Origin of the sequence: Paraburkholderia nodosa, from assembly GCF_001718195.1 — a bacterium.
Classification (GTDB): Bacteria; Pseudomonadota; Gammaproteobacteria; order Burkholderiales; family Burkholderiaceae; genus Paraburkholderia; species Paraburkholderia nodosa_A.
In genome coordinates, this window is record NZ_MCNV01000001.1 from 398695 (window position 1) to 421886 (window position 23192).

At 63.7% G+C, this 23192-nt stretch carries 24 protein-coding genes; 11 read left to right on the top strand and 13 right to left on the bottom strand.

Annotated elements, in window-relative coordinates:
- Position 1 precedes the first annotated feature (1 nt).
- From BFD71_RS01690 to BFD71_RS01705, 4 genes are all read left to right on the top strand, one after another.
- Entirely contained in the window at positions 2-901 is a 900-nt protein-coding gene (locus tag BFD71_RS01690; protein ID WP_069261537.1) for a metal-dependent hydrolase, read from the top strand.
- Between the two features lie 8 nt (positions 902-909).
- Entirely contained in the window at positions 910-1800 is an 891-nt protein-coding gene (locus BFD71_RS01695; protein WP_069261538.1) for an alpha/beta fold hydrolase, read from the top strand.
- Positions 1797-2843 (top strand): alpha/beta fold hydrolase, encoded by a 1047-nt coding sequence (locus tag BFD71_RS01700; RefSeq protein WP_256094450.1) that lies wholly within the window; start codon positions 1797-1799, stop codon positions 2841-2843. The genes BFD71_RS01695 and BFD71_RS01700 overlap by 4 nt, the downstream gene beginning before the upstream one ends.
- 112 nt (positions 2844-2955) lie before the next feature.
- A complete protein-coding gene (locus BFD71_RS01705; protein ID WP_069261539.1) occupies positions 2956-3849 on the top strand; it encodes a DUF1571 domain-containing protein in 894 nt (297 codons plus the stop codon).
- 128 nt (positions 3850-3977) lie between these two features.
- Here the strand turns inward: BFD71_RS01705 and BFD71_RS01710 are convergent, their stop codons facing one another.
- The 6 genes from BFD71_RS01710 to BFD71_RS01735 form a co-directional block, all read right to left on the bottom strand.
- Entirely contained in the window at positions 3978-4592 is a 615-nt protein-coding gene (locus tag BFD71_RS01710; protein WP_069261540.1) for a thioredoxin fold domain-containing protein, read from the bottom strand.
- 152 nt (positions 4593-4744) lie between these two features.
- Positions 4745-5317, bottom strand: a complete 573-nt coding sequence (locus BFD71_RS01715) for a hypothetical protein (protein ID WP_141710541.1) — start codon at positions 5315-5317, stop codon at positions 4745-4747.
- A 187-nt stretch (positions 5318-5504) separates the two neighbouring features.
- Complete coding sequence (locus tag BFD71_RS01720; protein ID WP_069261541.1) at positions 5505-5984, bottom strand: nuclear transport factor 2 family protein; 480 nt, start codon at positions 5982-5984, stop codon at positions 5505-5507.
- A complete protein-coding gene (locus BFD71_RS01725; protein WP_069261542.1) occupies positions 5977-6699 on the bottom strand; it encodes a TetR/AcrR family transcriptional regulator in 723 nt (240 codons plus the stop codon). Before BFD71_RS01725 ends, BFD71_RS01720 begins: the two co-directional genes overlap by 8 nt.
- A 98-nt stretch (positions 6700-6797) precedes the next feature.
- Positions 6798-7772 carry a DMT family transporter gene (locus BFD71_RS01730; protein ID WP_083244992.1) on the bottom strand — a complete coding sequence of 325 codons (975 nt, stop codon included), beginning with the start codon at positions 7770-7772 and terminating at the stop codon, positions 6798-6800.
- A gap of 67 nt (positions 7773-7839) precedes the next feature.
- Positions 7840-8685, bottom strand: coding sequence for an AraC family transcriptional regulator (locus BFD71_RS01735; protein ID WP_069261543.1), 846 nt, complete (start codon positions 8683-8685; stop codon positions 7840-7842).
- A 201-nt stretch (positions 8686-8886) separates the two neighbouring features.
- Between BFD71_RS01735 and BFD71_RS01740 the strand changes: the two genes are divergently transcribed.
- Positions 8887-9564, top strand: a complete 678-nt coding sequence (locus tag BFD71_RS01740; RefSeq protein ID WP_069261544.1) for a YceI family protein — start codon at positions 8887-8889, stop codon at positions 9562-9564.
- Positions 9565-9588: 24 nt separating this feature from the next.
- Here the strand turns inward: BFD71_RS01740 and tdh are convergent, their stop codons facing one another.
- Both tdh and BFD71_RS01750 read right to left on the bottom strand, forming a co-directional pair.
- The gene (tdh, locus tag BFD71_RS01745) at positions 9589-10620 is read right to left on the bottom strand and encodes an L-threonine 3-dehydrogenase (protein ID WP_069261545.1); all 1032 of its coding nucleotides are present in this window, start codon (positions 10618-10620) and stop codon (positions 9589-9591) included.
- Positions 10621-10637: 17 nt separating this feature from the next.
- A complete protein-coding gene (locus BFD71_RS01750; protein ID WP_069261546.1) occupies positions 10638-11837 on the bottom strand; it encodes a glycine C-acetyltransferase in 1200 nt (399 codons plus the stop codon).
- A gap of 163 nt (positions 11838-12000) precedes the next feature.
- Between BFD71_RS01750 and BFD71_RS01755 the strand changes: the two genes are divergently transcribed.
- The 3 genes from BFD71_RS01755 to BFD71_RS01765 all read left to right on the top strand — a co-directional run bounded on the left by BFD71_RS01755 (position 12001) and on the right by BFD71_RS01765 (position 14206).
- Positions 12001-12654: a helix-turn-helix domain-containing protein gene (locus BFD71_RS01755; RefSeq protein ID WP_069261547.1), complete on the top strand. Its 654-nt coding sequence runs from the start codon at positions 12001-12003 to the stop codon at positions 12652-12654.
- Positions 12655-12752: 98 nt separating this feature from the next.
- The gene (locus tag BFD71_RS01760; RefSeq protein ID WP_069261548.1) at positions 12753-13160 is read left to right on the top strand and encodes a DUF2471 family protein; all 408 of its coding nucleotides are present in this window, start codon (positions 12753-12755) and stop codon (positions 13158-13160) included.
- A gap of 53 nt (positions 13161-13213) precedes the next feature.
- Positions 13214-14206, top strand: a complete 993-nt coding sequence (locus tag BFD71_RS01765; RefSeq protein ID WP_256094451.1) for a tyrosine-type recombinase/integrase — start codon at positions 13214-13216, stop codon at positions 14204-14206.
- Positions 14207-14271: 65 nt separating this feature from the next.
- Here BFD71_RS01765 and BFD71_RS01770 read toward each other — a convergent pair whose 3' ends face one another.
- Both BFD71_RS01770 and BFD71_RS40240 read right to left on the bottom strand, forming a co-directional pair.
- A complete protein-coding gene (locus BFD71_RS01770; RefSeq protein ID WP_069261549.1) occupies positions 14272-15474 on the bottom strand; it encodes a DNA-binding protein in 1203 nt (400 codons plus the stop codon).
- 1549 nt (positions 15475-17023) lie between these two features.
- Positions 17024-17308, bottom strand: a complete 285-nt coding sequence (locus tag BFD71_RS40240) for a hypothetical protein (protein ID WP_141710542.1) — start codon at positions 17306-17308, stop codon at positions 17024-17026.
- A 41-nt stretch (positions 17309-17349) separates the two neighbouring features.
- Between BFD71_RS40240 and BFD71_RS01775 the strand changes: the two genes are divergently transcribed.
- A complete protein-coding gene (locus BFD71_RS01775; protein ID WP_069261550.1) occupies positions 17350-18708 on the top strand; it encodes a replication initiation protein in 1359 nt (452 codons plus the stop codon).
- A 137-nt stretch (positions 18709-18845) separates the two neighbouring features.
- Here the strand turns inward: BFD71_RS01775 and BFD71_RS01780 are convergent, their stop codons facing one another.
- Both BFD71_RS01780 and parA read right to left on the bottom strand, forming a co-directional pair.
- Positions 18846-19925 (bottom strand): ParB/RepB/Spo0J family partition protein, encoded by a 1080-nt coding sequence (locus BFD71_RS01780; protein ID WP_069261551.1) that lies wholly within the window; start codon positions 19923-19925, stop codon positions 18846-18848.
- Positions 19926-19949: 24 nt separating this feature from the next.
- The gene (gene parA / locus BFD71_RS01785; RefSeq protein ID WP_042271984.1) at positions 19950-20612 is read right to left on the bottom strand and encodes a ParA family partition ATPase; all 663 of its coding nucleotides are present in this window, start codon (positions 20610-20612) and stop codon (positions 19950-19952) included.
- Between the two features lie 490 nt (positions 20613-21102).
- Between parA and arsC the strand changes: the two genes are divergently transcribed.
- Entirely contained in the window at positions 21103-21456 is a 354-nt protein-coding gene (gene arsC, locus BFD71_RS01790; RefSeq protein ID WP_069261552.1) for an arsenate reductase (glutaredoxin), read from the top strand.
- Between the two features lie 362 nt (positions 21457-21818).
- Complete coding sequence (locus BFD71_RS01795; RefSeq protein ID WP_069261867.1) at positions 21819-22373, top strand: NADPH-dependent FMN reductase; 555 nt, start codon at positions 21819-21821, stop codon at positions 22371-22373.
- A 40-nt stretch (positions 22374-22413) separates the two neighbouring features.
- On the opposite strand, the gene BFD71_RS01800 is transcribed toward BFD71_RS01795, so the two are convergent.
- The gene (locus tag BFD71_RS01800) at positions 22414-23133 is read right to left on the bottom strand and encodes a hypothetical protein (RefSeq protein ID WP_069261553.1); all 720 of its coding nucleotides are present in this window, start codon (positions 23131-23133) and stop codon (positions 22414-22416) included.
- Positions 23134-23192: the final 59 nt, after the last annotated feature.

Below are 23192 nucleotides of genomic sequence, written 5' to 3' on the forward strand. Positions count from 1 at the left end.
CATGATGCCGATACGGCGCGACATCCGCTTCGCATTACCGCCCGAAAGGGCCTGTGACTGGCACGTCCAGGGCGTGCCGGTCACCCACTTCTTCAACGCGCTTTCGCTGCTTTTTCCCGCGGGCGAGCGCTTCTTCATGGATTCGGTGCGGCACTATCGCGACCGCATCGAGGACCCCGAACTCAAGAAGCAGGTCATGGGCTTCATCGGCCAGGAAGCGATGCACACGCGCGAACATGTCGAATACAACGACTTGCTGCAGGCGGCGGGCTTGCCTGCGCACAAGCTCGACAAGCGGTTGTGGGCCATCCTCAACTTCGCGCGCAAGGTGTTGCCGCCTTCGCTGCAACTCGCGCAAACCGTGGCGCTCGAACACTACACGGCCATGCTCGCCGACCTGCTGCTCGCCGATACGGGCACGCGCATCGAAGGCTCGGTGGCGGGCTACAAGCAGATGTGGCTCTGGCACGCGCTGGAGGAAACCGAGCACAAGTCGGTCTCGTTCGATGTCTGGAATCTCGTGATCGAGCCAGGCGTCAAGCGCTATTTCATGCGAACCGGTACGATGCTCGCCACCACGGTTCTCTTCTGGCTCATCGTGTTCGACTATCATCTGGCGCTTTTGCGCGCGCACCGCCGACGCCAAGGCAAGGTGCGCGGCACATGGAAGCTCGTGAAGTTTCTCTACGGGCCGCGTCACGGCGTGTTTCCCGGCATCGCGCTCGAATGGCTGCGCTTTTTCAAGCCCGGCTTTCATCCGTGGGATCACGACAACCGGCAGCATCTCGCGCGCATCGACGGCCTCGTTGCACAGATCGACGAGACCAACGCGCAGTACGCCTCGCGCGCCGCCCCGCGCCGTGTGCCGCTGCATCCGGCGGCGACGCCGCGCGCGGTGTGAGCCACGTCATGCGCGGCGCGCCCGAACCCGTGTTCGTCCAGTCCGACGACGTGCGCCTCGCGGCCTACGTCAGCGGGCCCAACGATGCGCCGCCCGTCGTGCTCGTGCACGGCTACCCGGACTCGGCGCGCATCTGGAGCGCGCTGCGCAGCGAACTGGAGACGCGCTTTCGCGTGATCGCCTACGACGTGCGCGGCATGGGGGCCTCCGAAGCGCCGCGTGCGCAGTCTGGCTACGCGCTCGCGCAACTCGCGCGCGATCTGTTTGCAGTCGCCAATGCCACCTGCGGCGCGCAGCCGTTTCATCTGCTGGCGCACGACTGGGGATCGATCCAGTGCTGGGAGGCCGTGACCGATCCGGCGAACGCTTCGCGCATTGCTTCGTACACCTCGATATCCGGCCCGTGTCTCGACCATGTTTTTCTCAAGCCGCGCGTCCCGGCGCAGTTGCTGAAGTCGTGGTACATCGCGTTCTTTCATCTGCCGCTCGTGCCCGAACTCGCCTGGCGGCTTGGCGGCGCGGCGTTGTGGCCGTGGTGGCTGCGCAAGACCGAGCGCGTGCGCGTCGAGCCTGATCCCCGGCAGTTGCGCAACGCGCTCAACGGGCTGCAACTCTATCGCGCGAATTTTCTTGCCTGTGCGCGGCGCCCGCGCGAGCGCAGCACGCGTATTCCGGTACAGTTCATCGTGCCGCGTTTCGACCGCTATGTGACGCCGGCCATGTCCGAAGGCATCGAGCGCTGGCTTGGACAACATCAGCGCGAGATTATCGCCGCGCCGCATTGGGCGGTGGTGAGCGAGGCGCGGCAGATCGCGGCGCGCTTCACGCGTTTTGCCACTTGCGCTTCGTCACGCGCACAAGGCTTCGAACCCAACCTGCCCCCAGAGGACCGCCAGTGAACCCACTTGCCCTGCCTGCCGCGGTCGTTGCAGCCGGCGCTGCACTCGCCGCGCTCGCCGCATTCACGCGACGCGCCACGCGCCGCATCGAAGCCGCCGTGCCGATGGACGGTCAATTGGTCGACATCGACGGCGACCGGATTCATTACGTCGAGTTCGGCAGTGGGCCGCCCATCGTGTTCATTCACGGCCTGAGCGGACAAATGCGCAACTTCGCGTGGCTGCCCATGCAGGCGCTCGCGCGAGAACATCGCGTGATACTCATCGATCGCCCGGGTTCCGGCTACTCCACACGCGGGCCGCACGCATCGGCGACCATCCGCGCGCAGGCGCGCACGGTCGCGCGCTTCATCGAAGCGCTGGGTCTCGAATCGCCGGTGCTCGTCGGGCATTCGCTCGGCGGCGCGATCGCGCTGGCCGTAGCGCTCGATCATCCGCACGCCGTTTCGCGGCTCGCGCTGATCGCGCCGCTCACGCACGTGCAGACCGAGGTGCCCAAGGCCTTTCGCGCGCTCGTGCTGCGCTCGAACGCCGTGCGCCGCTTCGTGGCGTGCACGTTCGCTACGCCCATCGGCCTCGCGACCAGTTCCGCGGTCCTCAAGCAGGTGTTCGCGCCCGAGGCCGTACCGGGCGATTTCCGCACACGCGGCGGCGGACTCCTGAGCTTGCGGCCCAGCGGCTTCTACAACGCCTCCGCCGATCTCGTCGCGATTGAAGACGCCGATGATCTCGTGCAGATGGAACAACGCTACGCAGAACTGAGCGTTCCCGCTGATGTTCTGTTTGGCCGTGACGACGTCGTGCTCGACTGGACCCGACACGGCGAGGCGCTCAGCCGCCTCACGAGCCAGGTGACGCTCAAGGTGATGAGCGGCGGCCATATGCTGCCCGTCACCGCGCCGTCCACGACCTACGACTGGCTGCTCTCCGCGCTCTCGGGCACAGTGCACGCGAGCCACGAGCGCGCGATCGAGGCGGATGAGTCGCGCACGGACATCGGTTCGCCGGCACCGGGCGTGTTGGGCAATCCGTCTGTGACTTAGCCGGCCTCGCCACACGGCGTGCGCTGCGTGAAGAGGAAATCGCGAAGCCGAAAAATGCGTCGGCCCGCGTGCGAACGCGCGGGCCGCAAGCATTCATCAAGGGAGACAGGAAATGAAAATTCAGAAAGCGCGGACGTTCATCGCGTGTGCGGCGCTTGCGCTCGCCAGTAGCACGGCATTCGCGCAAGGCAACGGCGCGCAAACAAGCGACGCATCGCAAAGCGCAACGTCCGCCGCCGAAGTCGCGAAACTGAGCGTCGATCAACAGGTGCGCTGGCTGCAGCGCGCACAGAAGAACGACACGCTCACGAAGATGGACGATGCGCAACTGACCGCGCTCTTCGAGGCGTTCGATCCGCTCGTCGTGCCCACGCTCATCAAGCTCGGCCCGGCGGGCTATCCCTCATACGAATTCGTGCTGTCGCGCTGGGAGCGCCTGAACGGCAAGTGGCCCGCGAAGCCCGCGCACATGCTAGTGAAGCTCGAGCACGAGCCGCTGCGCATCTACGCGAAATGGCTGCCTGACGGCGATCATTCGGGCGAGGAGGTGATCTACGACGCCTCGAAGCGCAGCGACGAAATGTACGGACACCTGGGCGGCCTGCTCGGCGTGATGCCGATGTGGACCGCACTCGACGGCACGCTCGCGCGCTCGCAATCGAATCACAAGATCACGGATCTCGGCACCGAATTCATCGTGAGCCAGTTCATGACCGACGCGAAGAAGTACGTCGAAGTGGGCGCGTCCTACAAGCCGCAAGTCGAGGTGAAAACGATAGACGGCGTGCGTGTGGTGGCGCTGACCTACGTTTCGCCGAGCGGCAAGCCGCAGTTCTACGCGAAGAAGCAGACGCTGGGGCTGGACCTGCGGCATCCGTATTTCCGCACCGTCGAAGCCTATGGCGACGACGGACAGATGTTCGAGAAAATCGTCATCGACAGCATCACGCCGAAGTCCTTCGACGACGAAGCATTCGATCCGAAGAATCCCGATTACAAGTTCTGAAACCTGGGCTGCGAGAACAAAGGTGAGGCTTTTCGGGAGGAGCGCACGACATTCGACTCCTGGAACTCCTCACCTATCGTTGTATCGGTGAACTCACGATGCGGTGAATGACTCACCGCCGCGCGCGCTCAACGATACTTCTGCAACTCGGCATCGGTGATCGGTTGCGCCGGCAGATTCAGCATGCCCGGCAAGTCGTCCAGCTTCGGCAAGCCGCTGACATTGGCCCAGCGTCCGCCCGAGCCTTGATAAACAAGCGTAGGCGTACCGTCGAAACCGAGGTCCTGAAAGAGCTTGATGTTGTCGTCGAGCTTGTTCTTGTCGGCGGCGGAGATGTGCGCGAGCGGAGCGATGCCGCCCGATTCGTCCTTCTCCGAGTAATGCGTTTCCAGTTCTTTGAGCAGCGCGGCGCCGTCTTTCGCCTCCAGCAGCGCAGCCGCCTTGCCCGCCGAATCGGGCTTCAGAAAGCCCATAGGAATCCAATGCACCTGCAGGCCGACCGCTTCATACGGTTGCAGTGCTTTCCACACTAAGTGACAGTAAATACAGTTTGGGTCCATAAAGACATAAAGCGTCGACTTCACGTTCGGCCCATTCGCGCCTTCGACGATCGTACTCGCATTCTGCAGGCTTGCAGCCGCCGTTGCGGGCAACCAGGTGGGCTCAGCGGCCGCGGCGGCCGTAGCGCCAGCGCTCATTGCCAGCGCGCCTGCAGCGATCAGCATGCGTGTGAACTTCTTCATTCTTTCCCTCTGACTGGATAGCGCGTCACGTCGCGCGTCTGTGAAGCGAAGGCTCGTATCTTAGGGTCGGGCCGTGGCACGTCACTGACGCCAATATGGCAAAGGCGTCAGGTGAGCAGCAAAGGTGAGAGTTTGCGGGAGGACGTTGGACCCTAGAACTTGAACCGCAACTGAAACCCGATGGTAAACGGCAGATCGTCAGACGGTATCGGCGGAATGACGATGAAGTTCACGCCCACGCGCTTGTACGCGACCATCACGATAGGCGCGACCACGGGCCCGATCGTATGGTCGTGGCCGAGGCCCCAATTGCCATAGTTGTAGCCGGAGATGATGCCGCCCATCGCCGCGAGCCGCACGAAGCCCCAGTGCAGAAACTCCGGCGCCCACACTGCGCCGCCATAATAAGAGGGCCGGCGCAACGAGTTGCGAAAACCGCCTGCCGTAAGGGCCCACGTGTCGCCGGGCCAGCATTCGATGCCGAGGCCCGGATTGAATTGTTCGAAGTCCTTGTCGGGATGGATGTGGTACGAGCCCACCATCGCATCGACCCACAGGCCCGAACTACACCAGTTCGCCGCGTGCGCCGGCTGCGCCGTGCCGAACAACAGCACCGGCAGGAGCGACAGGGCGGCAGCCGCGCCGCGTTTCGTTTTCCTCGCCAGTTTTGTCGCTGCCGTTGTCGTTATCGTTGCTGCGTCACCTTGCTTGTGCCAAAACCGCATGGGCTCTCCGTCCTTTCTTGCGCCGATCCGCTTGAGGATCGTCAGTTTTCTGATTGCTGGTTCGCGGTGAATGACGAACTGTACCGCAACCCGAAGCGTGCGCAATGGAGTCGAGGCTCGGATCGGGCAACTCGCTCGCCGCCGGCATGGTGCCAGCGTAGCGAGTCGTCCCGATGAAAGCGAAGCGTCAGAGGCCGAGGTCGGAGAGGCCCGGATGATCGTCGGGACGGCGCCCGAGCGGCCAGTGATAGAGACGATCCGCCTCGCGGATCGGCAGGTCGTTGATCGATGCGTGACGGCGCGCCATCAGGCCGTTCGCGTCGAATTCCCAGTTTTCGTTGCCATACGAGCGGAACCAGCTGCCCGAATCGTCGTGCCACTCATAGGCGAATCGCACCGCGATGCGATTGTCCGTGTACGCCCATAGCTCCTTGATCAGGCGATAGTCGAGTTCGCGCGCCCACTTGCGCGTGAGAAGTTCGACGATGGCCCCGCGGCCCGTCACGAACTCGGCGCGATTGCGCCACACGCTTTGCGGCGTGTATGCAAGCGAAACGCGTTGCGGGTCGCGCGTGTTCCAGCCGTCTTCCGCTGCGCGCACTTTCTGTATGGCGCTCTCGCGCGTGAACGGCGGCAGCGGCGGACGCACTTCGGGCGAATCACTCATGGTCTTGCTCCTTGCGTTGGGCGGCGCGCCGTAGCGGTGCGCGCGATGGGGATCGGTTTTGGGATTGGCTTGGGGAATCGGAACCGCTTTTCGGTGCGAGGGCGTCGAGCAACGATCGGCCTGCCGCGCGTGCGTCGAGCGCCGCATCGGCGTCGCCGCTGACGAGCGCGACGCCGATCGCGCCATCGATCAGGATCAGCCATTGCCGCGCGAGACGGGCAGCGATCCGGCGATCGACGCCGACGATCGCGGCCCACGCCTCGCTCTGTTCGCGCACGAAGTCGAGCAGACGCTCCTTGTGTTCGCGCGCGACCACGCGCACGGGGTCGGCAGGCGACGCGATCTCGCCGGCGGCGTTGAGAAACGCGCAACCGTGAAAGCCTTCGGACGTGAACCACTCGCGCAATACGTCGAACATGCCGACAAGACGTGCCTGCGGCGTGCGTCCACGCGCGAGCGTGCCGGCGACGAACCAGCGCATCCAGCGCTCGTCGCGCCGCGAAAGCGCAGCCGCGACGAGCGCGTCCTTCGATTCGAAATACGTGTAGAAGCTCTTGCGCGCCGCCCCCGCCGCGCGAACGATCGCATCGACGCCCGTTGCGTGAATGCCGCCCGCGTAGATCAGCGCCTCAGCGGCTTCGAGCAGGCGCTCGCGCGCATCGGCCTGCGGCGCGTCTGCGTTCGCTTCGGTGTTCGTTACGGCGGGCGGGCTCATGGCTAGTCTCGTTGGGCGCGATTGCGGCGGGATTGCGAAGATCAGCGGGAGAATGATCGTTCTCCCAGTCCGCAATGTAGAACGATCATTCTCCCAAGTCAAGACACTTTGCTGTCGCGCGCGCTGCGCTGCGCCCTAACGCGATCCCACAGCCCGCGTCCTGAGACCGCGAACACGGCGACCACGACCAGCGTGAGGCCGAGCACGCGCGTGAGCGTAAGCGGCTCGCCGAGCAGCACCGTGGCCAGCGCCACGCTCGACACCGGCGCCACCGCGGTAAAGACTGCGGCCTCGCCGCCCGGCACGCGCGCCGCGCCCGCATACCAGAGCCAGAATCCGGCCACCGTCGGCACGAGCGCGTAATACGCCACGCCGAGCAAGGCGTTCAACTGCACGGTGTGAGCCGCGCCAAACCAGCCGGGCAGCGCGCACAAGCCCGCTACGACGAAGCCGATGCCCGTCATCGCGCTCGCCTGCGCAAGGGGCGGCCACGGTTGCGACAGCCGTTTGTTCAGCAGGACGAACAGGCTTTCGCACACGACGGCGCCAAGGATCATCGCGTCGCCCGTGAGCGAGCGAGCGCCATCGCGATGCTCGCCGGGCGCGAGTGTGATCATCGCCACGCCGAGGCTCGCGATCGTCACCGAAACGAGCGTCCTTGCGCGCAGCCGCTCTCCGAGCACCAGCGCCGCCGTCAACGCGCAGACCGCCGGTAGCGTGCCGAGGATGATGCCGGCATCGCTCGCCGAAGTACGCTGCGTGCCCGCGATCAGCAAGACCGTATATCCGACGCTGCCGATCGCAGCCTGTGAGACGAGCAACAGCGCGTCGCGCAGGCCGGGACGCGGAAACGCCGTACCGGTCAGACGCATGAGCAGCAGAAAGACCGGCAACGCCATCCCGAAGCGCAGCGCGGTGGCCGGCAGCGGATCGAGCCCGGCGCCGATGGCCTTGCTCGCAATGACCGTGCTGCCCACGGTGAGCATGGCCGCCGTCAATTGCGCCTGCGCGACGGATCGGGGGGAGAGGGTCAAGCGCCGCGCGTTTTCGCGCGACGGCAATCGGTTCGACATGGAGCGCTCCTCGTGGTGATACGCCTGTATAGGCTCACGACGGCGCGCCGTCTTGGATCGTTGTGCGTCAGCGGATGATGCGCGTGCGACTCATGCCGCGCGCAAGCCGGTAACGCCCCGGCGATACGCCGAACTGCCGCGCGAACGCGCGGTTCAAGTGGCTCTGGTCGCAAAAACCGGCGGCCAGCGCGGTCTGCGCCGGGGCATGGCCCGCCTTGAGCAGGCGCCGCGCGAGCGCCACGCGGCGATGCAGGATGTAGCCGTGCGGCGCGACACCGAACGCACGCAAAAAGCCGCGATGGAGCTGGAAGCGGCTCAGCCCCGCCGCCTGCGCGAGTTCGGCGAGTAAGAACGGTTGGGCCGGGTCGGTGTCGATCATGTCGCGCACGCGCGCGAGCGACGCCGGTGAGCACTGCGCGAGCACGCGCCGGTGGCCGAGCGCCTCGACGAGCCGGGTCATCATCTCGAGCGCGGCGGCGTCGAAGGCCATCTGCGAGAGGTCATGGCCTGGGTCGGTGACATGAGTGAAAGCCGCATCGAACAGCGCGCGCAAACGCGGCTCGCTGATCACCGGCGCGTGGAGCGCAAAAGTGGCGTCCTCACCTTGCGTGATGTCGGCTTGCAGCGCGTCGACCCAGCGCGGCTCGAAATACAACATGCGCCACGTGCGCCCGGCGGCGTCGAGCGGGCGGCCGTCGTGCACCTCGCCCGGATTGACGAGGATGAGGTCGCCCGGCACGGCCTCGACCTGGCCCGCATCGCTGAGCGAGACATGGCCGCCGCGATCGATCACGCCAATGCCGTACTGGTCGTGCGTGTGACGCCCGAACGCGCGCGCCGTGGCGGCCGTCATCGCGTCGACGTCGCGCACGAGCGTGGCGTGAAAACGCACGGCGTGGTTCGTGGCTGGCATAGTCGGCTCTCCGCTCGTTCGGACTCCAATCGGCGTATGAGACCCGAGTTTCGCGCGGCGCGCAATGTGCGCGTGACCTGGACGAGAAACTGCGCGGGTCGCCGCGATCCGGCCCCGTCGCGTTATGCTTCGCGAACCGGATGGAAGAAACGCACGTCGCCAAACGTCCTTACGGGTGTCGACGAGTCAAAGGGAGATGAGATGAAAGACCGGCAGCTGGTATCGCTTGCGCCCCTCGTTCGCGGCTCGCGCCGCGCCTTCTGCGTGGCGCTCTGCGCAGCGAGTCTCGCCGCGTGTACGCCGCTGCGCGTGGTCACGCACAGCGTGAGCCGCACGGAAGCCGACGTGCCGGCGGGACACTACGTGATGGATGCGCATCACTGGAGCGTCGTGTTCGACGTCGATCACTTCCACTACACGCGCTTCGTCATGCGCTTCGACCGCGCGCAGGCGACGCTCGACTGGCAGGCAGGCGGCCTCGAAGCGGCCGCGGTCGACGCAACCATCGACGCCACGAGCCTCGACACCAATGTCAGTGCGCTCGACACCATGGTCAAAGGACCGCAGATGCTCGATGTAGCACGCTATGCGCAGATCCGCTTCACGAGCACGCACTTCGAGCGCACGGGCGAAGGGCGCGGCACGCTCACCGGTAATCTCACGATACGCGGCGTAACGCAACCGGTCACGCTCGACGTCACCTTGAACGGCTACGCGCCGAATCCGCTCACGAAGCAGCCTACGTTAGGCTTCACCGCATCGGGCCATTTCAAGCGCTCGGCGTTCGGGTTGACGAGCTGGTATCCCGCCGTGGGCGACGAGATCGACGTGCGCATCGAGGCCGAATTCGAACAGCCGGCGCCGGGCGGAGCGCCGTAACAGCTTCACCAAATCGATTCGCGTTCAGGCCGTGGTCCAGTCGAGAATCACCTTGCCGCTCTCGCCCGAGAGCATGGCCGCAAAGCCCTTCTCGTAGTCGTCCACCCCGAAGCGGTGCGTGATGATGGGCGAGAGATCGAGCCCGCTCTGCAGCATCGCGACCATCTTGTACCAGGTCTCGAACATCTCGCGGCCGTAAATGCCCTTGATTTCCAGCCCCTTGAAGATGACCTGATTCCAGTCGATGGCGGTTTGCGCGGGCGGAATGCCGAGCAGCGCCACCTTGCCGCCGTGGTTCATCGACTCGAGCAACGCCGTAAACGCGCTCGGCACGCCCGACATTTCGAGGCCCACGTCGAAGCCTTCGGCCATGTGCAGTTCGTTCATCACGTCGCGCAGCGACTCGCGCGAAACGTTCACGGCGCGCGTTGCGCCCATCCTGCGCGCAAGCTCGAGCCGGTAGTCGTTGACGTCCGTGATGACGACGTTGCGCGCCCCCACGTGCTTCGCGATCGCCACCGCCATGATGCCGATCGGCCCCGCGCCCGTAATCAGCACGTCCTCGCCCACGAGGTTGAACGAAAGCGCCGTGTGCGTGGCATTGCCGAACGGATCGAAGATCGCGGCGAGATCGTCGGAGATCTCGGGCGGAATCTTGAACGCGTTGAAGGCCGGAATCACGAGGTATTCGGCGAACGCGCCTTCGCGGTTCACGCCGACGCCCGTGGTGTTGCGGCACAGGTGACGCCGCCCCGCGCGGCAATTGCGGCAAAAGCCGCAGGTGATATGCCCTTCGCCCGATACGCGATCGCCAATCTGGAAGCCGCGCACCTCCTGGCCCATTTCGACGATCTCGCCCACGTATTCGTGGCCCACGTGCATCGGTACCGGAATGGTCTTCTGCGCCCAGTCGTCCCATTTCCAGATGTGGATGTCCGTGCCACAGATCGCGGTCTTGCGGATCTTGATCATCACGTCGTTGTGGCCGACTTCGGGCTTCTTCACGCGCGTGAGCGTGAGTCCGGGCGCGCGTTCGAGTTTGGCGAGTACTTTCATTTGATTCGCAATCCTTGTTAAATCACGCCGAGCTGCCGCCCGACCCGCGCAAACGCCTCGACGGCGCGGCCGATCTGTGCGGACGTGTGCGCGGCGCTCATCTGCGTGCGAATGCGCGCGCGGCCCTTCGGCACGACGGGATACGAAAAGCCGATGACGTAGACGCCCTCGTGCAGCAGCGCGTCGGCCATTTTCGAGGCGACCTGGGCGTCGCCCAGCATCACCGGAATGATCGGGTGCTCGCCGGGCACGAGCGTGAAGCCGAGCGCGCTCATTTCGCGACGGAACTGTGCGCCGTTCTCGCGTACCTGGCGGCGCAGTTGTGCGCCCTCGTCGCTCTCAATCAACTCGAGCACCGCAAGCGTGGCGGCCGCGATGCTCGGCGTCAGCGTGTTCGAGAAAAGATAGGGGCGCGAGCGCTGGCGCAGCAAGTCGACGACTTCCTGCTTCGCCGCGATATAGCCACCCGACGCGCCACCCAGCGCCTTGCCGAGTGTGCCGGTGATGATGTCCACGCGCTGCAGGACGCCGCAGTGCTCCGGCGTGCCGCGCCCATGCTCGCCGATGAAGCCGACCGCGTGCGAGTCGTCGACCATCACGAGCGCGTCGTAGCGGTCCGCGAGATCGCAGATGCCCTTGAGGTCGGCGATGATGCCGTCCATCGAAAACACGCCGTCGGTGGCGATGAGCTTGTAGCGCGCGCCGGCTTCGTCCGCTTCTTTCAGCTTTGCTTCGAGATCCGAAAGATCGTTGTTCTTGTAGCGATAGCGGCGCGCCTTTGAAAGGCGCACGCCGTCGATGATGCTTGCGTGATTGAGTTCGTCGCTGATGATGGCGTCTTCTTCGCCGAGCAGCGTTTCGAAGAGACCGCCGTTCGCGTCGAAACAGCTGGAATAGAGAATGCAGTCTTCGGTTTGCAAAAACGTGGCGAGCGCGCTTTCGAGCTGCTTGTGCACGCTTTGCGTGCCGCAGATGAAACGCACCGACGCCATGCCGAAACCATCGCGCTCGAGCCCGTCCTTTGCGGCGGCGATGAGACGCGCGTCGTTGGCGAGGCCGAGGTAGTTGTTTGCGCAGAAGTTGAGCACGTCGCTGCCGTCTGCGAGCCGGATGTCGGCCGACTGCGGCGTGGCGATCACGCGCTCGTTCTTGTAGAAGCCATCGGCGCGAATCTGGTCGAGCGTCGCGCGCAAGTGGTCGAGATACGGGGTACGCATGAATCGTGCTCCTCACATCGCTGCGGCCTGCCGCAGTTTTGCTGCGACAGGCCTGCGGTTTGTCTGCAGTTTGCTATAGTCGCCGTCAGCCGTTGGCGAAAATTTCCTTTATTTCGAACCCGAGTTCGATATGTCGAACGCACTCTAATCGATGAGGCCGTGAATGGCAAGCACCCGCAAACCGCGATCCGCCCCGGCGGGCGCCGTTCCTGACGCCCCTGCGTCGGCCGCAACTCACGTACTACCTGCTTCCGCCATGCCGGCCATCGCGCCGCCGCGCGTGGGCGAGCAGATCCAGCGGCTGCGCACCGAGCGCAAGATGACGCTCGACGACCTCTCGCGCGCCGCGGGCGTCTCAAAATCCATGCTATCGGAAATCGAGCGCGACAAGGCGAACCCGACCATTGCCGTGGCATGGCGGCTCACGAACGCGCTGGGCGTCAAACTCGATTCGCTGTTCGCCGCCCCGAAGGCGCCCGAGGCGATCGCGGTGGCCGGGCCGCACGACATCCCAACGCTGCACGGCCACGACGCGGGTTACCAGTTGCGCGTGTGGGGACCCATTGAGCTGGCCGGCCACTTCGAATGGTATGAGCTAACGCTCAAGCCCGGCGGGGCGCTGGTTTCGGCCGCGCACGAACCCGGCACGCGCGAGCATCTCACTGTGCTGCAGGGAAGCATCGAGGTGGAGGCGGCCGGCGCGACGCAGCGTCTGAAGGCCGCGGACACGGCGCGCTACATTGCCGATCAGGCGCATGCGATCCGCAACGCCGGCAAGGGTGAAGCACGCGCGCTGCTGGTGGTGATTCACGGCTGACGGCCCGCCTCACGGCTGGCGCTGACCGAACGGACGAGGCTGCGCGATCGGTCCGACTACTGTATATTTATACAGTGAAAGTCCGACTGGAGCCGTCGATGTCCCTCCCAACCGAACTACCGCGTGAGCCCGCTCTGGCGGCCTTGCGCTTTCAGGCCGCCGCACGCGACCTCGAACACATCGTTCGCAACATCGCGCAGCGTTATATCGCGCGGCAGGTGCCGCTAACGTGGCGCCTGCTGCATGCCATCGAGGCCGAAGCCCTCGCGGATCTCGGCTTTGCCAGCCGCCACGACGCCTTGATGCTTGGCCTCTTTCAGCGGCCGGGCGACCTCGCCTGGCCAGAAACCGACGAGGCCGTCGACTTCGGACACTCCAACGCGTTGCCGGCGGTATTTGCATTCGCGGTGTCGGCCTACGAACGCGCCGCACAAGGCGCGGAAGAGTCGCGCCGGCAGGCAAGACGCCACGACGCGGTACGGCGTGCGAGGGCTTGGGGTGGCTGATCATCGAGCTATCGCTATAATGTTCGTGTAACGCAACTAACGGAATGATAGAGATGGCGTCTTCGACTTCCTCACGCGACCTCTTCGACCAGCAACGCCAGGACTGGCAGCGCGACCCCGTCGCGGCGTTCGACGCCTGGCTCGCCTCGCAGGACTTGCGCCGTTCGTCCGCCGAGGTCTATCGCGTGCAATGGGGACGCTTCCTCGAATGGCTCGCGCTCAAGCGCAAGACGATCATGACCGTCGATACGGGCACGATCGCCGAATTCGTCGCTAGCCTCGATATAAAAAAACCGCAGCGGCTTCGCTACCTGCGGCTCATCGAGCGCGTGCTCGATCACGTGCGCGAAATCGAACTCGCCTCCACGAATCCGGCGCGCTTCATCGCCCAGGACGGCGAAGCCGCATGGCGCAACGCGCGCGAAAACGAGCCGACCGGCTTCCTGACGCCCGCCGAGCGCGCCGCGATCATCGGCCAATTGTTCTCGCCGCTCGTCGAGCCATCGGCTGCGAAACGATGGCGCGAGCGCCGCGACCGTGCGCTCGTTGCCATCTTCCTGGGCGGCGGATTGAAAACGGGAGACGCCATCGCGCTCACGCTCGATTGTGTGGCGATCGGCTCGGAGTGGGTCACGATTGAAGCCGCCAATCCGGCGTTTACGCGCGTCACGCGACTGACGCCATTTGCCGTCGACGTGCTCGGCGCCTGGCTCGAAGCGCGCCGCCTGGCCGGACTGCCCGGGCAGTTGGTGTTTCCGGGTTCGCCCTCAGGGCGCCCCATGCACAAGGCCACAGTGCTGCGCGCCATCGACGCATTGATGGAAGCGGCGGGCGTGGCGAAAACGCGCGCCGAACGCGCGAGTCCGCAGACCTTGCGTAACTCGTTCGCGGCAGACCTGTTCGAGCGCGGCGTGGATATCGATCAGGTAGGGCAGTGGCTCGGCTTTCTGCAGCCGATCTCTGCGGGGAGGCTCCATCGTGCATGGAAGACGTGGGCGGAACGCGAGGCGCCGCAGCACGTATCGGCGCAAAACGACGAGGCATGAAACGTCGCGTCGGCCGGCGATTGAACGTTTGAGAGGCGTGTGCGCGCCTCCCGTAAAAGCTCACGTCAAGCCTGTTCGTGTGAATGCTTGCCGGCCATGAAGCGCGCGTACGCCGCAAGCTTCGTCGCGCCCGTGCCCGAGGTGTGCTCGCACTCCGGGCAAGTGAATTCGAAACCATCGTCCACTTCGGACAACTCTGGTTCCCCTTCGTGACAGTTAGGACAACGCGCCGGCAAGGCGACTTGACCGTCGACCACGGTGCCGAGACTCGCCAGTTCGGCTGCGCCCAGCCGGCCCGCGGCAGCGAGTGAACACAGCAACGACGCGACCGAGGTATCGAGTCCCTGCTGCCCGCGTAATGCGGTGACCTGCCGGGTAAGCACGTCCACTTCGTCGGACCGTTCGCGCAGCACGGCGTCGAGCCGGTCGGCGCGGGCCTTCGCCGTCGCCAACTGCTGGATGAAATCGAATTCCTTCTTGCTGGCATCGCGCTGGGCCGCCTGCCACGTCGACGACATGGTGCGCAGCGAATCGAGTTCGACCAGCATGGGCTTCACGCGCCGTTCGGCCTCGGCGAGCGCGTCCTTGATCTGCTGCGCGTAGTGCTCGGTGCTCTTGCGCATTTCCTCGTGCAAGCCGTCGATGCGGTCGCGCAGCCCCGCGTTGGTGGTCTGCTCCGCCTCGATCCGCTTGCGCAGGGCGTCGTTTTCCATCTCCAGACGCTGTACCAGCACTTCCCGATTGCCATGCGCTGCGACGCCCTGCGCGGACGCCGCGGCGAGCTGGCTTTCGAGTTCGCGCACCCGCTCATAGGCCGCTTCCACGCGCGCTTCGCTGCGCTGCAGCATCTCATCGGCGGCTGAACGACGGGCCTCGGCCTCCCGGGTCGCCTGCTCGGCATCGAGGCGGCCGGCTTCGAATTCCGTACGTTCCGCCTGCAGGGCTTCGCCCGCGAGCGCGAGCGCTTCCTCGAAAAGCGCGCCCAGCAGCTCGCCGGCGCGCTCTTCCAGTGCGGGCGGAATTGCCCCGGCGCCGACACGCACTTTGGAGGTCGCGCGAATGCGCTGCCAGAAAAGCTCTATATCCTTGGGGATGTCGCTGGCGCTTCCGGTTTGGGTCAGCTCGCGGACGGCAGCCATCGACGGCTTGATCTCGAAATCGAAGAACAAGCGTTTGCAGGCGTGTAAGGACAGTTCCTGCCTGCGTGCTCCGTTTTTTCGCAAATCCTCGATTTCTTCGCGGATTGCCTGTCGGTCCTGGTCTCGCATATTCGTCTTCTCGGCGGTGGAGTGGACGAATAATAACAAATTACGTTCTATTTGCTACGTTTTTGAGTCCTGAGCTTGCCAGCGGTAGGGTGATGGCCGTCAAGGGGCCATCTAGCTCGTCACGAGAAGAGATCAGCGCGGGTTTTCCGTGAAACAAATCGAACTTTGTTTCATAAGCCCTTGTAAACGCGTGAATTTCTCGCCTGATTCTACTGCGATCCGTTGTTTCACGCGAGCCGCCTCGGGGAGGTGGCGCGGTGGTGGGTTAGGAATGTGGATATCTCGGGTAGCTCGCGGGAGGATTCTTGCTTGAGAGATATAAAAGTAAACACCCTTGATACCGGTTAAAAACGTTAACGCCACGGCAAATCCTTGCCTGGCGGGGGTTTCCGGCCGATCAGGTGAAGCTTTACGGGACCTTGGGTGAGCCCCTGCGGGACAGTTCGGTGGCGGGCTTCGGGAACGCCGGTGAGCCACTGCAGGAGAGGACGTGAGCGGGTTCAGGAGCGGGGGGATTCTTGACTTCCCGGCAAGGGTGAGGCGATACGGGAGGCCACGGACGGGCATATCACGCACGGCCGGGCCCGGCTCCGATGTTACGGAAAATGCAACGGTGAGGGGATTCGGGAGCGGTGATTCGCGCCATTTTTTGCCTAAATCGAGGGGCTGAAATGCGTGCGGTGAGAAGAATCGGGAAAAAATGCAGTTCGAAGGTGAAGTTTTTCGGGAGCCAACGCCCGAAATCGGGCGAAATGGGCGCTTTCAGGGCCCAGAGGTGAGCTTTTTCGGGGGCTGCCATCGAGCCGCACGAATCTTCCGGCTGCGCGAAGGACGTTCCCGAAGACTTCACGCGACAGAGGGTGAGGATTTTCGGGAGATTGCCGCAGTGCCGCGAAAGTCTCAGGATCCGCCGACGCTCTTTAGCTAAGGTGAGGTTTTTCGGGAGCATTTTTTGGCATATTTCCTGCCGAAGGTGAGCAGTTTCGGGAGAAAGTTGGCGTTCACTGCGCTGCAGACGCCGAGAATACGGGCTCGCGGAGGGTGTTACTCCCGGTTGTCATCCGGTATGGGTGAGAATATTCAGGAGGTTTTTCTCGGCAAACTCGCATATGCCTGAATCTCGTGTCTCGATCTGAGGTGAGGGAATGCGGGAACCGATATCGCCTTCCCCCGCCTGCCACACATGTGGATAAGTTACGGAATCCATTGATTTTTTCTTTGCGGCGCAATGAGCGGTGAGGATTTCCGGGAGGCGCCACGACGGTGCAGCGCAACCGGACCGGGATGCAAAAGGTGAGATTTTTCGGGAGCAATTCCGGCGTAACAGCCGCAGCGTCGGCTTTCGGGAGCGCGCCAATAACTTTGGCCCGCACGACGACAGGTGAGGATTTTCGGGATACCTGGGGCACTCCCTCGTAACGCGCTGATGATTTGGCGCTTCGATCGCCGTGTCGGACAGCTTTTGCCGCCACAAGTGGGACTTTCCGATCGTTTTGTCCGTGCGGCGGGCCACGCTTTGTTGCAGTGCGATCGCACCGTTGTGGATTTTTTAGCCGGCAACCGGTTGGTTGCCAGGATTTCGCGACCATCGACGGACTTTTTTCACCGTCAGCACGAAAATATTTAAGGTGAGCGAATACGGGAGCCGATGGCAACCTTTGGTACTCAGGCAGAAATGCGGGATCCGGCCGGAGCGTGCATGACGCAAAGCGCCCCACTGGATGGGCATCTGACCAAAGGTGAGGCGATACGGGAGGGTGCCGCGGTGAGCGGCGCGCGCGAGATGCGCATCACCGGCAATGGTGAGGGAGGCCCTATAGACGCCTATCACCACAGACGGTATCCTTTCGCGAAATTCTCTTCTCGACCCGACGCATGGCCACGAAGCGCGTGAAAAAGACCGATGTGGTAAGCCCCAGCTCGGCGGAATTGCGCAAGGCCGTCGAGGCGATCGCGATCCAGCCGAAGAGCGGCAAGATCACCCTGCTGACCCGCAAGCTGTTCAATGTCCTGTTGGCCGTCGCCCAGCAGGCCGACGAGTCTGGCGATACCTACCGTGCGCTACTGTCCGACATCGTCGCCAACTCGGCGTTCGATTCGAACGATACGGCGCTCGTAAAGGAGCACCTGCGCCGCATGGTGTCGGTGCAGGTCGAATGGAGCCAGGGCACGTCGAGCCAGAAGCCCGGCCGCAAGTGGGGCATCTCCACGCTGATTGCGGACGCGGAAATTCTCGAGGATCCGCAAACTCGTCGCGTCTGGGTGGAGTTCTCGTTCGCGCCGAAGATCAAAAAGAAGCTGCTGGATCCGGTCCAGTACGCCCGCCTGAGCCTGCAGTTCCAGAGTCAGTTGCGCAGCAGCGCGGGGCTGGCGCTCTACGAGATCTGCGTGCGCTATCTGACCAACCCCAGCCATCTGACGATGCGCGAGACCTGGGAGTGGTGGCGCCCAATCCTTTCCGGTACCCCGGACACCGAAGCCGGCGACGAAGCCAAACGCGAGTACAAGTATTTCAAGCGCGATTATCTGCGGCCCGCAATTGCCGAAGTCAACGCGGTGACGAACATCTTCGTCGAGTTGATCGAGCATCGCGAAGGGCGCCGTGTCGCCGAGATCCAGTTTCGCGTGACCGAGCGCAAACAGCCGATGCTCGCGCTCGACGAGCATCCGAATGTGTTCGACAGCACGCTCGTCGACCGCATGGTCAAGATCGGGATTCCGCTCAAGGAAGCGCAGTCGCTTTACGCCGACAGCGAGGAAAACCGCATTCGCGCAGCGTTGCAGCTGACCGAACAGCGCATGCGCAGTACGAGCTTGCCGCCGGTACGCAGCGCCGCGGCGCTGTTCAAGGACGCGTTGAAGAAGGGCTATGCGCCGCCGGTCGAGACCGCGGCAGGCGCCACACCGGCCGTTGGCCGCGGTGCGGCGGCAGCGGTCTCAGCCGACGATCCGAAGGCGCGGCTGCTCGATGAGTACGCGGCGTATCGGCGCAAGGAAGCGCGCTCGCTCTATGAGGAGCAGGGCGACATGGAGCGTGAACTGGCGCGTCAGTCGTTTGAGACGGATGAACTGCCGGGACTGGGATCGCATTTGCGCGACGACTGGCGTCGTCGCGGGCTGGAATCGAAACTGGCCGATACGGCGTTCTTCGACTGGCTCGCGCGCAAGACCTGGGGCGAACCGACCGACGGCGATCTGCTCGCGTTCACGCTGAGCCAAACGCGCGCTGCCTGAGCATCAGTTATGGCCGGCCCGTGCAATGCGGGGCGGTGAGGGTGTGACCGTTCGGGCGATTGTGAGGCATGAAACGATCGTGCCTCAATCGTCGACGGTCCGCCAGTGCGTGGCAGCCGTCGACACATTTTCCAAGGTTATTTCGTTTTCAGGATCTGTTCGATCTGCTGAAGAATCGCGTCCCGTCGATCTTTGGTGAGTCCCTTCAGGCGCAACTCGAGCCGGTCGTCGCCATAAGACTTCAAGTCGCCCACGGCGACACCGTCCAGCTTGATCTCCAGCCGTTGTGCGTAGCGTTGCCGCCCAGCCGGTTTCGGGCTTTCCTGCGCGCTCGCCCGGCCTTTCACGATATCCGCTACCTGACGCGTGCTGAGGTCGTCGGCCACGATGCGGTTGATGAGACGCAGCGTGGCATCGGTGCCGCGCGCGCCGTGATAGCGCCCGACCTGATAGGCCATGTTCGAGCCGAAGCGGTCCGGGCGTGCCACCATTTCCTGCATGACCGATTCCGGCAACTTGCCGATCGATAGCGCAACCGCCACCGTCGATTCGTCGAGGCCGAGGTGGTCGGCAAGTTCACGTTGACTCAGAAAATGCTTTTCGTCGATGAATCGCTTCCACACCACCGCGTTATCGAAAACGGTCTGCGAATCGCGCTGGACGTTCAGGTCGTAACCGAGTTTGTAGCTCTGAATGCCGATCGGCAGGTCGACGACGATTGCCTTGACGACTTCCTTGTTCGCTTCTTTCAGTGCCCGCACGCGACGGCCGCCATCGCTCACGTAGTAGCTGCCCGGCGCCGCATAGTCGGGAATGACATGGATCGCCTGCTGTTGCCCTTGCTTCGCAAGATTGACAGCGAGTTCAGCGATCGATGCCTTCAGATAGAAGTGACGCGGATTGAAGGGGCTCGGCTTGATGTCCTTGAGCGGCAACTCGATGATCTGCCCCGGACGGTAGCCTTGAGCGATGCGCCAGGTGCGGTATTCAACCGATTCATTTTCGAGGCCAGGCGCATCGTCGAGAATCGGCTCGACGGCAGGTTCAAGGCCGGTCACAAGCGCAGGCTGACTCGAGCGCCCAGCAACTTCGCGCGTTTTTGGCTTGTCCTGGACGAGGCCGTCGATGGCGTTGAGACGGTCGAGCGCAGTGCGCTTCTCGCTGCTCGTCGTATCCGGACGAGCCTGAAAGCCTTTGGCGAATTGGGAGGGTTTCATTCAGGGTCCTTTATGCGCATAAAGTCAGGGGAGCATGGCCGCGATCTCGTCGGCGCATGCGCGCACTTCCACCGCGGCGAGGCGAGCGCCGCGATCGTTCATTTGCAGAACGGTCTGGCCCAAGGCCATCGCCTGCTTGTACGCCTCACGTGTGGGAATCTGCGTTCTGAGCAGAGGGAAACCAAGCTCTTCGAGGGCGCGCTTCAGCTCGCGGGTGAGCATGCGCTTCTCCTCGGTCTTGTTCAGCAGGAATACCGCGCGCAGATCTTCGTTCATGACCTGAGCCTGCTGGATGAGCTTCACGAGACCAACACTCGACCAGTAGTCAGCCGGAGAAGACGAAGTCGGAATGACGGCGACGGTCGCAGCGAGCAACACCACACCCGAGACCTTTTCCGTGATCGACGGCGGGCAGTCCACCACGATCACGTCGTAGTCGTTGACGAACTTCTTGATCTCCCGATGGATCTGGCCACCGGCTTCGGAAAGATTGACGACCGGGAACGGGATGCCGGTGTCACCATCGGCTGACGCACTGGCCCAATGGACCAGCGTGTTTTGGCCGTCGGCATCCACGACGAGAACCCGCTTCCCCTTTTCGTGAAAGGCCGCGCCGAGATGCATCGCGATCGTGCTTTTGCCGACCCCGCCCTTTTGCTGCGTGACTGCGATTATCTCTGCTGCCAATTGGTATTCTCCTTTTTGCTATTAGCTTGGGATTTTACCTGGAATGTTTTTCAGTTCAATGATTTTTGGCGTAATTTGCAGTCGAATTAGCCATTCGGACAAGGTTTATGCGCATAAAGCTCGGACAGGGGCGTGGGAACGTCGCTAGCGTTCGCGCGCGGCACTGAAATCTGCCTCGGCAATGCCTTCGATGCATGGCGTCGATCTGCTAACGGGCACACCGGACGATGATATCGGCGCACCTCACGGCTTTATGCGCATAAAGTCCGCGCCTCACTCCATCGCTTCCCCGTCGCACACAAAGCGCGACCGGAAAATCTCACCGCGAATCCACATGACGCCCCCATGGCAGCAAACCTCGGCACCAAGAGTCAGGAATGGTCCGCGGAAGCGGCCTACGCGTGCCAGCGCGCCCCCGGTAAAATCGCAGCGAGGCCCCAGTCTCACCGAGGCTCACCCACCACCACTCTTCTCTCGCAATTGCGACGTCATGATCACGATCTACCACAACCCCCGCTGCTCCAAGTCCCGCGCGGCTTATGAACTGGTATCCACTGCAACGACAAACGAGTCAGTCGAGGTGATTGAATACCTGACACAACCGCTCACCGTCGACCGACTCAAAGCGCTGCACGCGATGCTGGGCTGCCCGCTGCTCGACATGATTCGCACCGGCGAAACCGAGTACGCAGAACTCGGCCTCGATGCGCCTGGCGTTACAGATGATCAGCTCTACGAAGCAATTGTGCGGCATCCGATTCTGCTGCAGCGACCCATCGTCGTGCGCAATGGCCGCGCCGTGATCGGGCGCCCGACCGAAAACATTGCCGCACTGTTTGGCTGACATCGCCGGGATGCATGCGTTGGGGTACTCAGGCGCCAAAAGCGAGCGAATCGCGAGCGCGAGCGCCCGCGTGCATGGACGAGGTGCAATCCCTGCCATGCACGCATGGAAATTGCATCTTTGCTAACCTGCAGACGAATCCGACGCGAGGCCCGTGTTCATCGGCTCTTCGCGCAAGTTGTCCACAAGCTTATGCCCAAAATCTGTGGATAAATTCGCGTTACCCACGGTTATCCACAACGCCTCGCCGATCCCGATATCGGGCTGACCCGAGCGAGCGTCTGCGCATCGCCGGAAGGCGCATACGTCTATGATGACGTTTCCTTCCATTGCGCTTCGCGCGCGCTTCCGAGGAAACCGAAATGGCCTACAAGATCGCAGTGGTAGTCGGCAGTCTGCGCAAGGATTCATTCAACCGGCAACTCGCACACGCGGTGACTTCGCTCGCACCCGCCGATTTTACTTTCGAGTATCTCGACATCGGCGTGCTGCCGCTCTACAGCCAGGATTACGACGCCGACTATCCCGAGGTGGCGCGCCGCTTCAAGCAACAGATCGAAGCGGTCGACGCCCTGCTGTTCGTCACGCCCGAATACAACCGCTCGATTCCGGGCGGGTTGAAAAACGCACTCGACTGGGGTTCGCGGCCGTGGGGCACGAATTCGTGGCGCGGCAAGCCGGGCGCGGTGCTCGGCACGTCGGTGGGGGCAACGGGCACAGCGCTCTCGCAGCAACATCTGCGTAACGTGCTCGCCTATCTCGACGTCCCGCTGCTCGGTCAGCCCGAGATGTTCATCAAGCACGACCCGAGCCGCGTTAACGAGAAAGGCGAGATCGTCAACGAGGACACCCGCAAGTTCCTGCAGGGCTTCGTCGATACGTACGTGGCCTGGGTCAAGCGCCAGCTCGGCCGCTGACGCCTGAAACGCAACCCACGCGGCATTTGCGCGAGGGGCTTCAGTGCAACGTTCGGCGCTGCCCCGGCATGTCCTTGTGGTGCTCGGGCGTATCTTCCTCGTATTCGAGGAATTCGTCCGGAATTTGCGGCGCGACGCCTGCTGCGGGTCGCGTCGCTTCGGGTGCGCCAGGAACGTCCACATGATGCGCGCCCATCACCGCACCAGCGCCCGGTGCACTGGCCGATGTGAGCACGGTCGCTTCGGCCTCGCTCGTCGGCCGCATCGGTTCGACAGTGGGTTCGACGGTCGGGTCAACGGAGGATTGTTCGCGCGCGGCATCGGTCTGCGCGGCACGGCGGCGCATGGCATCGGCGAATTCGGAGAGACCCAGTTCGTCGAGCGCCGAGTGCTCGCGCGCGACCGGACGGTCCGTCGCGGGCCATGCCCACGGCGTGCCGCGTAGCGCGACTTCCGTCGCATGCTCTTCGCGCAGCGTCTCGTACGCGAGGTTGGCGTGTGCCTCGTCGCTCACATGCACGCCGATGCGCACCGCTTCGCCCGGCGGCGGCGTCATGCCCGTCTGGGCCTCGGTGGTGCGACGCGCATCGCCCGTCGACGAGAAAAAACTTCCCACGAGCCGCTCGATGCCGGCCAGCACACCCTCGGTGCGCGCCGGCAGGTCGATGTCGCCCGCCGCGAAGCCGCGCTGCAGCAGCGCGTCCTGCGCGTGGCGTGCTTCCTCGTAGGTTTGGAAAACGCCGGTCACGGTCTGTTTCATGGCAGCCTCCTTCGCCAGATGGCGACGCCTGCTTACATCATGCGCCGATTGTGCTTTGC

What these genes read in the sequence shown, in the direction of transcription:
- BFD71_RS01690 (WP_069261537.1), top strand. Translation starts at nt 2, where the DNA reads ATGATGCCGATACGGCGCGACATCCGCTTCGCATTACCGCCCGAAAGG.
- BFD71_RS01695 (WP_069261538.1), top strand. Translation starts at nt 910, where the DNA reads ATGCGCGGCGCGCCCGAACCCGTGTTCGTCCAGTCCGACGACGTGCGC.
- BFD71_RS01705 (WP_069261539.1), top strand. Translation starts at nt 2,956, where the DNA reads ATGAAAATTCAGAAAGCGCGGACGTTCATCGCGTGTGCGGCGCTTGCG.
- BFD71_RS01710 (WP_069261540.1), bottom strand. Translation starts at nt 4,592, where the DNA reads ATGAAGAAGTTCACACGCATGCTGATCGCTGCAGGCGCGCTGGCAATG.
- BFD71_RS01715 (WP_141710541.1), bottom strand. Translation starts at nt 5,317, where the DNA reads ATGCGGTTTTGGCACAAGCAAGGTGACGCAGCAACGATAACGACAACG.
- BFD71_RS01720 (WP_069261541.1), bottom strand. Translation starts at nt 5,984, where the DNA reads ATGAGTGATTCGCCCGAAGTGCGTCCGCCGCTGCCGCCGTTCACGCGC.
- BFD71_RS01725 (WP_069261542.1), bottom strand. Translation starts at nt 6,699, where the DNA reads ATGAGCCCGCCCGCCGTAACGAACACCGAAGCGAACGCAGACGCGCCG.
- BFD71_RS01730 (WP_083244992.1), bottom strand. Translation starts at nt 7,772, where the DNA reads ATGTCGAACCGATTGCCGTCGCGCGAAAACGCGCGGCGCTTGACCCTC.
- BFD71_RS01735 (WP_069261543.1), bottom strand. Translation starts at nt 8,685, where the DNA reads ATGCCAGCCACGAACCACGCCGTGCGTTTTCACGCCACGCTCGTGCGC.
- BFD71_RS01740 (WP_069261544.1), top strand. Translation starts at nt 8,887, where the DNA reads ATGAAAGACCGGCAGCTGGTATCGCTTGCGCCCCTCGTTCGCGGCTCG.
- tdh (WP_069261545.1), bottom strand. Translation starts at nt 10,620, where the DNA reads ATGAAAGTACTCGCCAAACTCGAACGCGCGCCCGGACTCACGCTCACG.
- BFD71_RS01750 (WP_069261546.1), bottom strand. Translation starts at nt 11,837, where the DNA reads ATGCGTACCCCGTATCTCGACCACTTGCGCGCGACGCTCGACCAGATT.
- BFD71_RS01755 (WP_069261547.1), top strand. Translation starts at nt 12,001, where the DNA reads ATGGCAAGCACCCGCAAACCGCGATCCGCCCCGGCGGGCGCCGTTCCT.
- BFD71_RS01760 (WP_069261548.1), top strand. Translation starts at nt 12,753, where the DNA reads ATGTCCCTCCCAACCGAACTACCGCGTGAGCCCGCTCTGGCGGCCTTG.
- BFD71_RS01765 (WP_256094451.1), top strand. Translation starts at nt 13,214, where the DNA reads ATGGCGTCTTCGACTTCCTCACGCGACCTCTTCGACCAGCAACGCCAG.
- BFD71_RS01770 (WP_069261549.1), bottom strand. Translation starts at nt 15,474, where the DNA reads ATGCGAGACCAGGACCGACAGGCAATCCGCGAAGAAATCGAGGATTTG.
- BFD71_RS01775 (WP_069261550.1), top strand. Translation starts at nt 17,350, where the DNA reads ATGGCCACGAAGCGCGTGAAAAAGACCGATGTGGTAAGCCCCAGCTCG.
- BFD71_RS01780 (WP_069261551.1), bottom strand. Translation starts at nt 19,925, where the DNA reads ATGAAACCCTCCCAATTCGCCAAAGGCTTTCAGGCTCGTCCGGATACG.
- arsC (WP_069261552.1), top strand. Translation starts at nt 21,103, where the DNA reads ATGATCACGATCTACCACAACCCCCGCTGCTCCAAGTCCCGCGCGGCT.
- BFD71_RS01795 (WP_069261867.1), top strand. Translation starts at nt 21,819, where the DNA reads ATGGCCTACAAGATCGCAGTGGTAGTCGGCAGTCTGCGCAAGGATTCA.
- BFD71_RS01800 (WP_069261553.1), bottom strand. Translation starts at nt 23,133, where the DNA reads ATGAAACAGACCGTGACCGGCGTTTTCCAAACCTACGAGGAAGCACGC.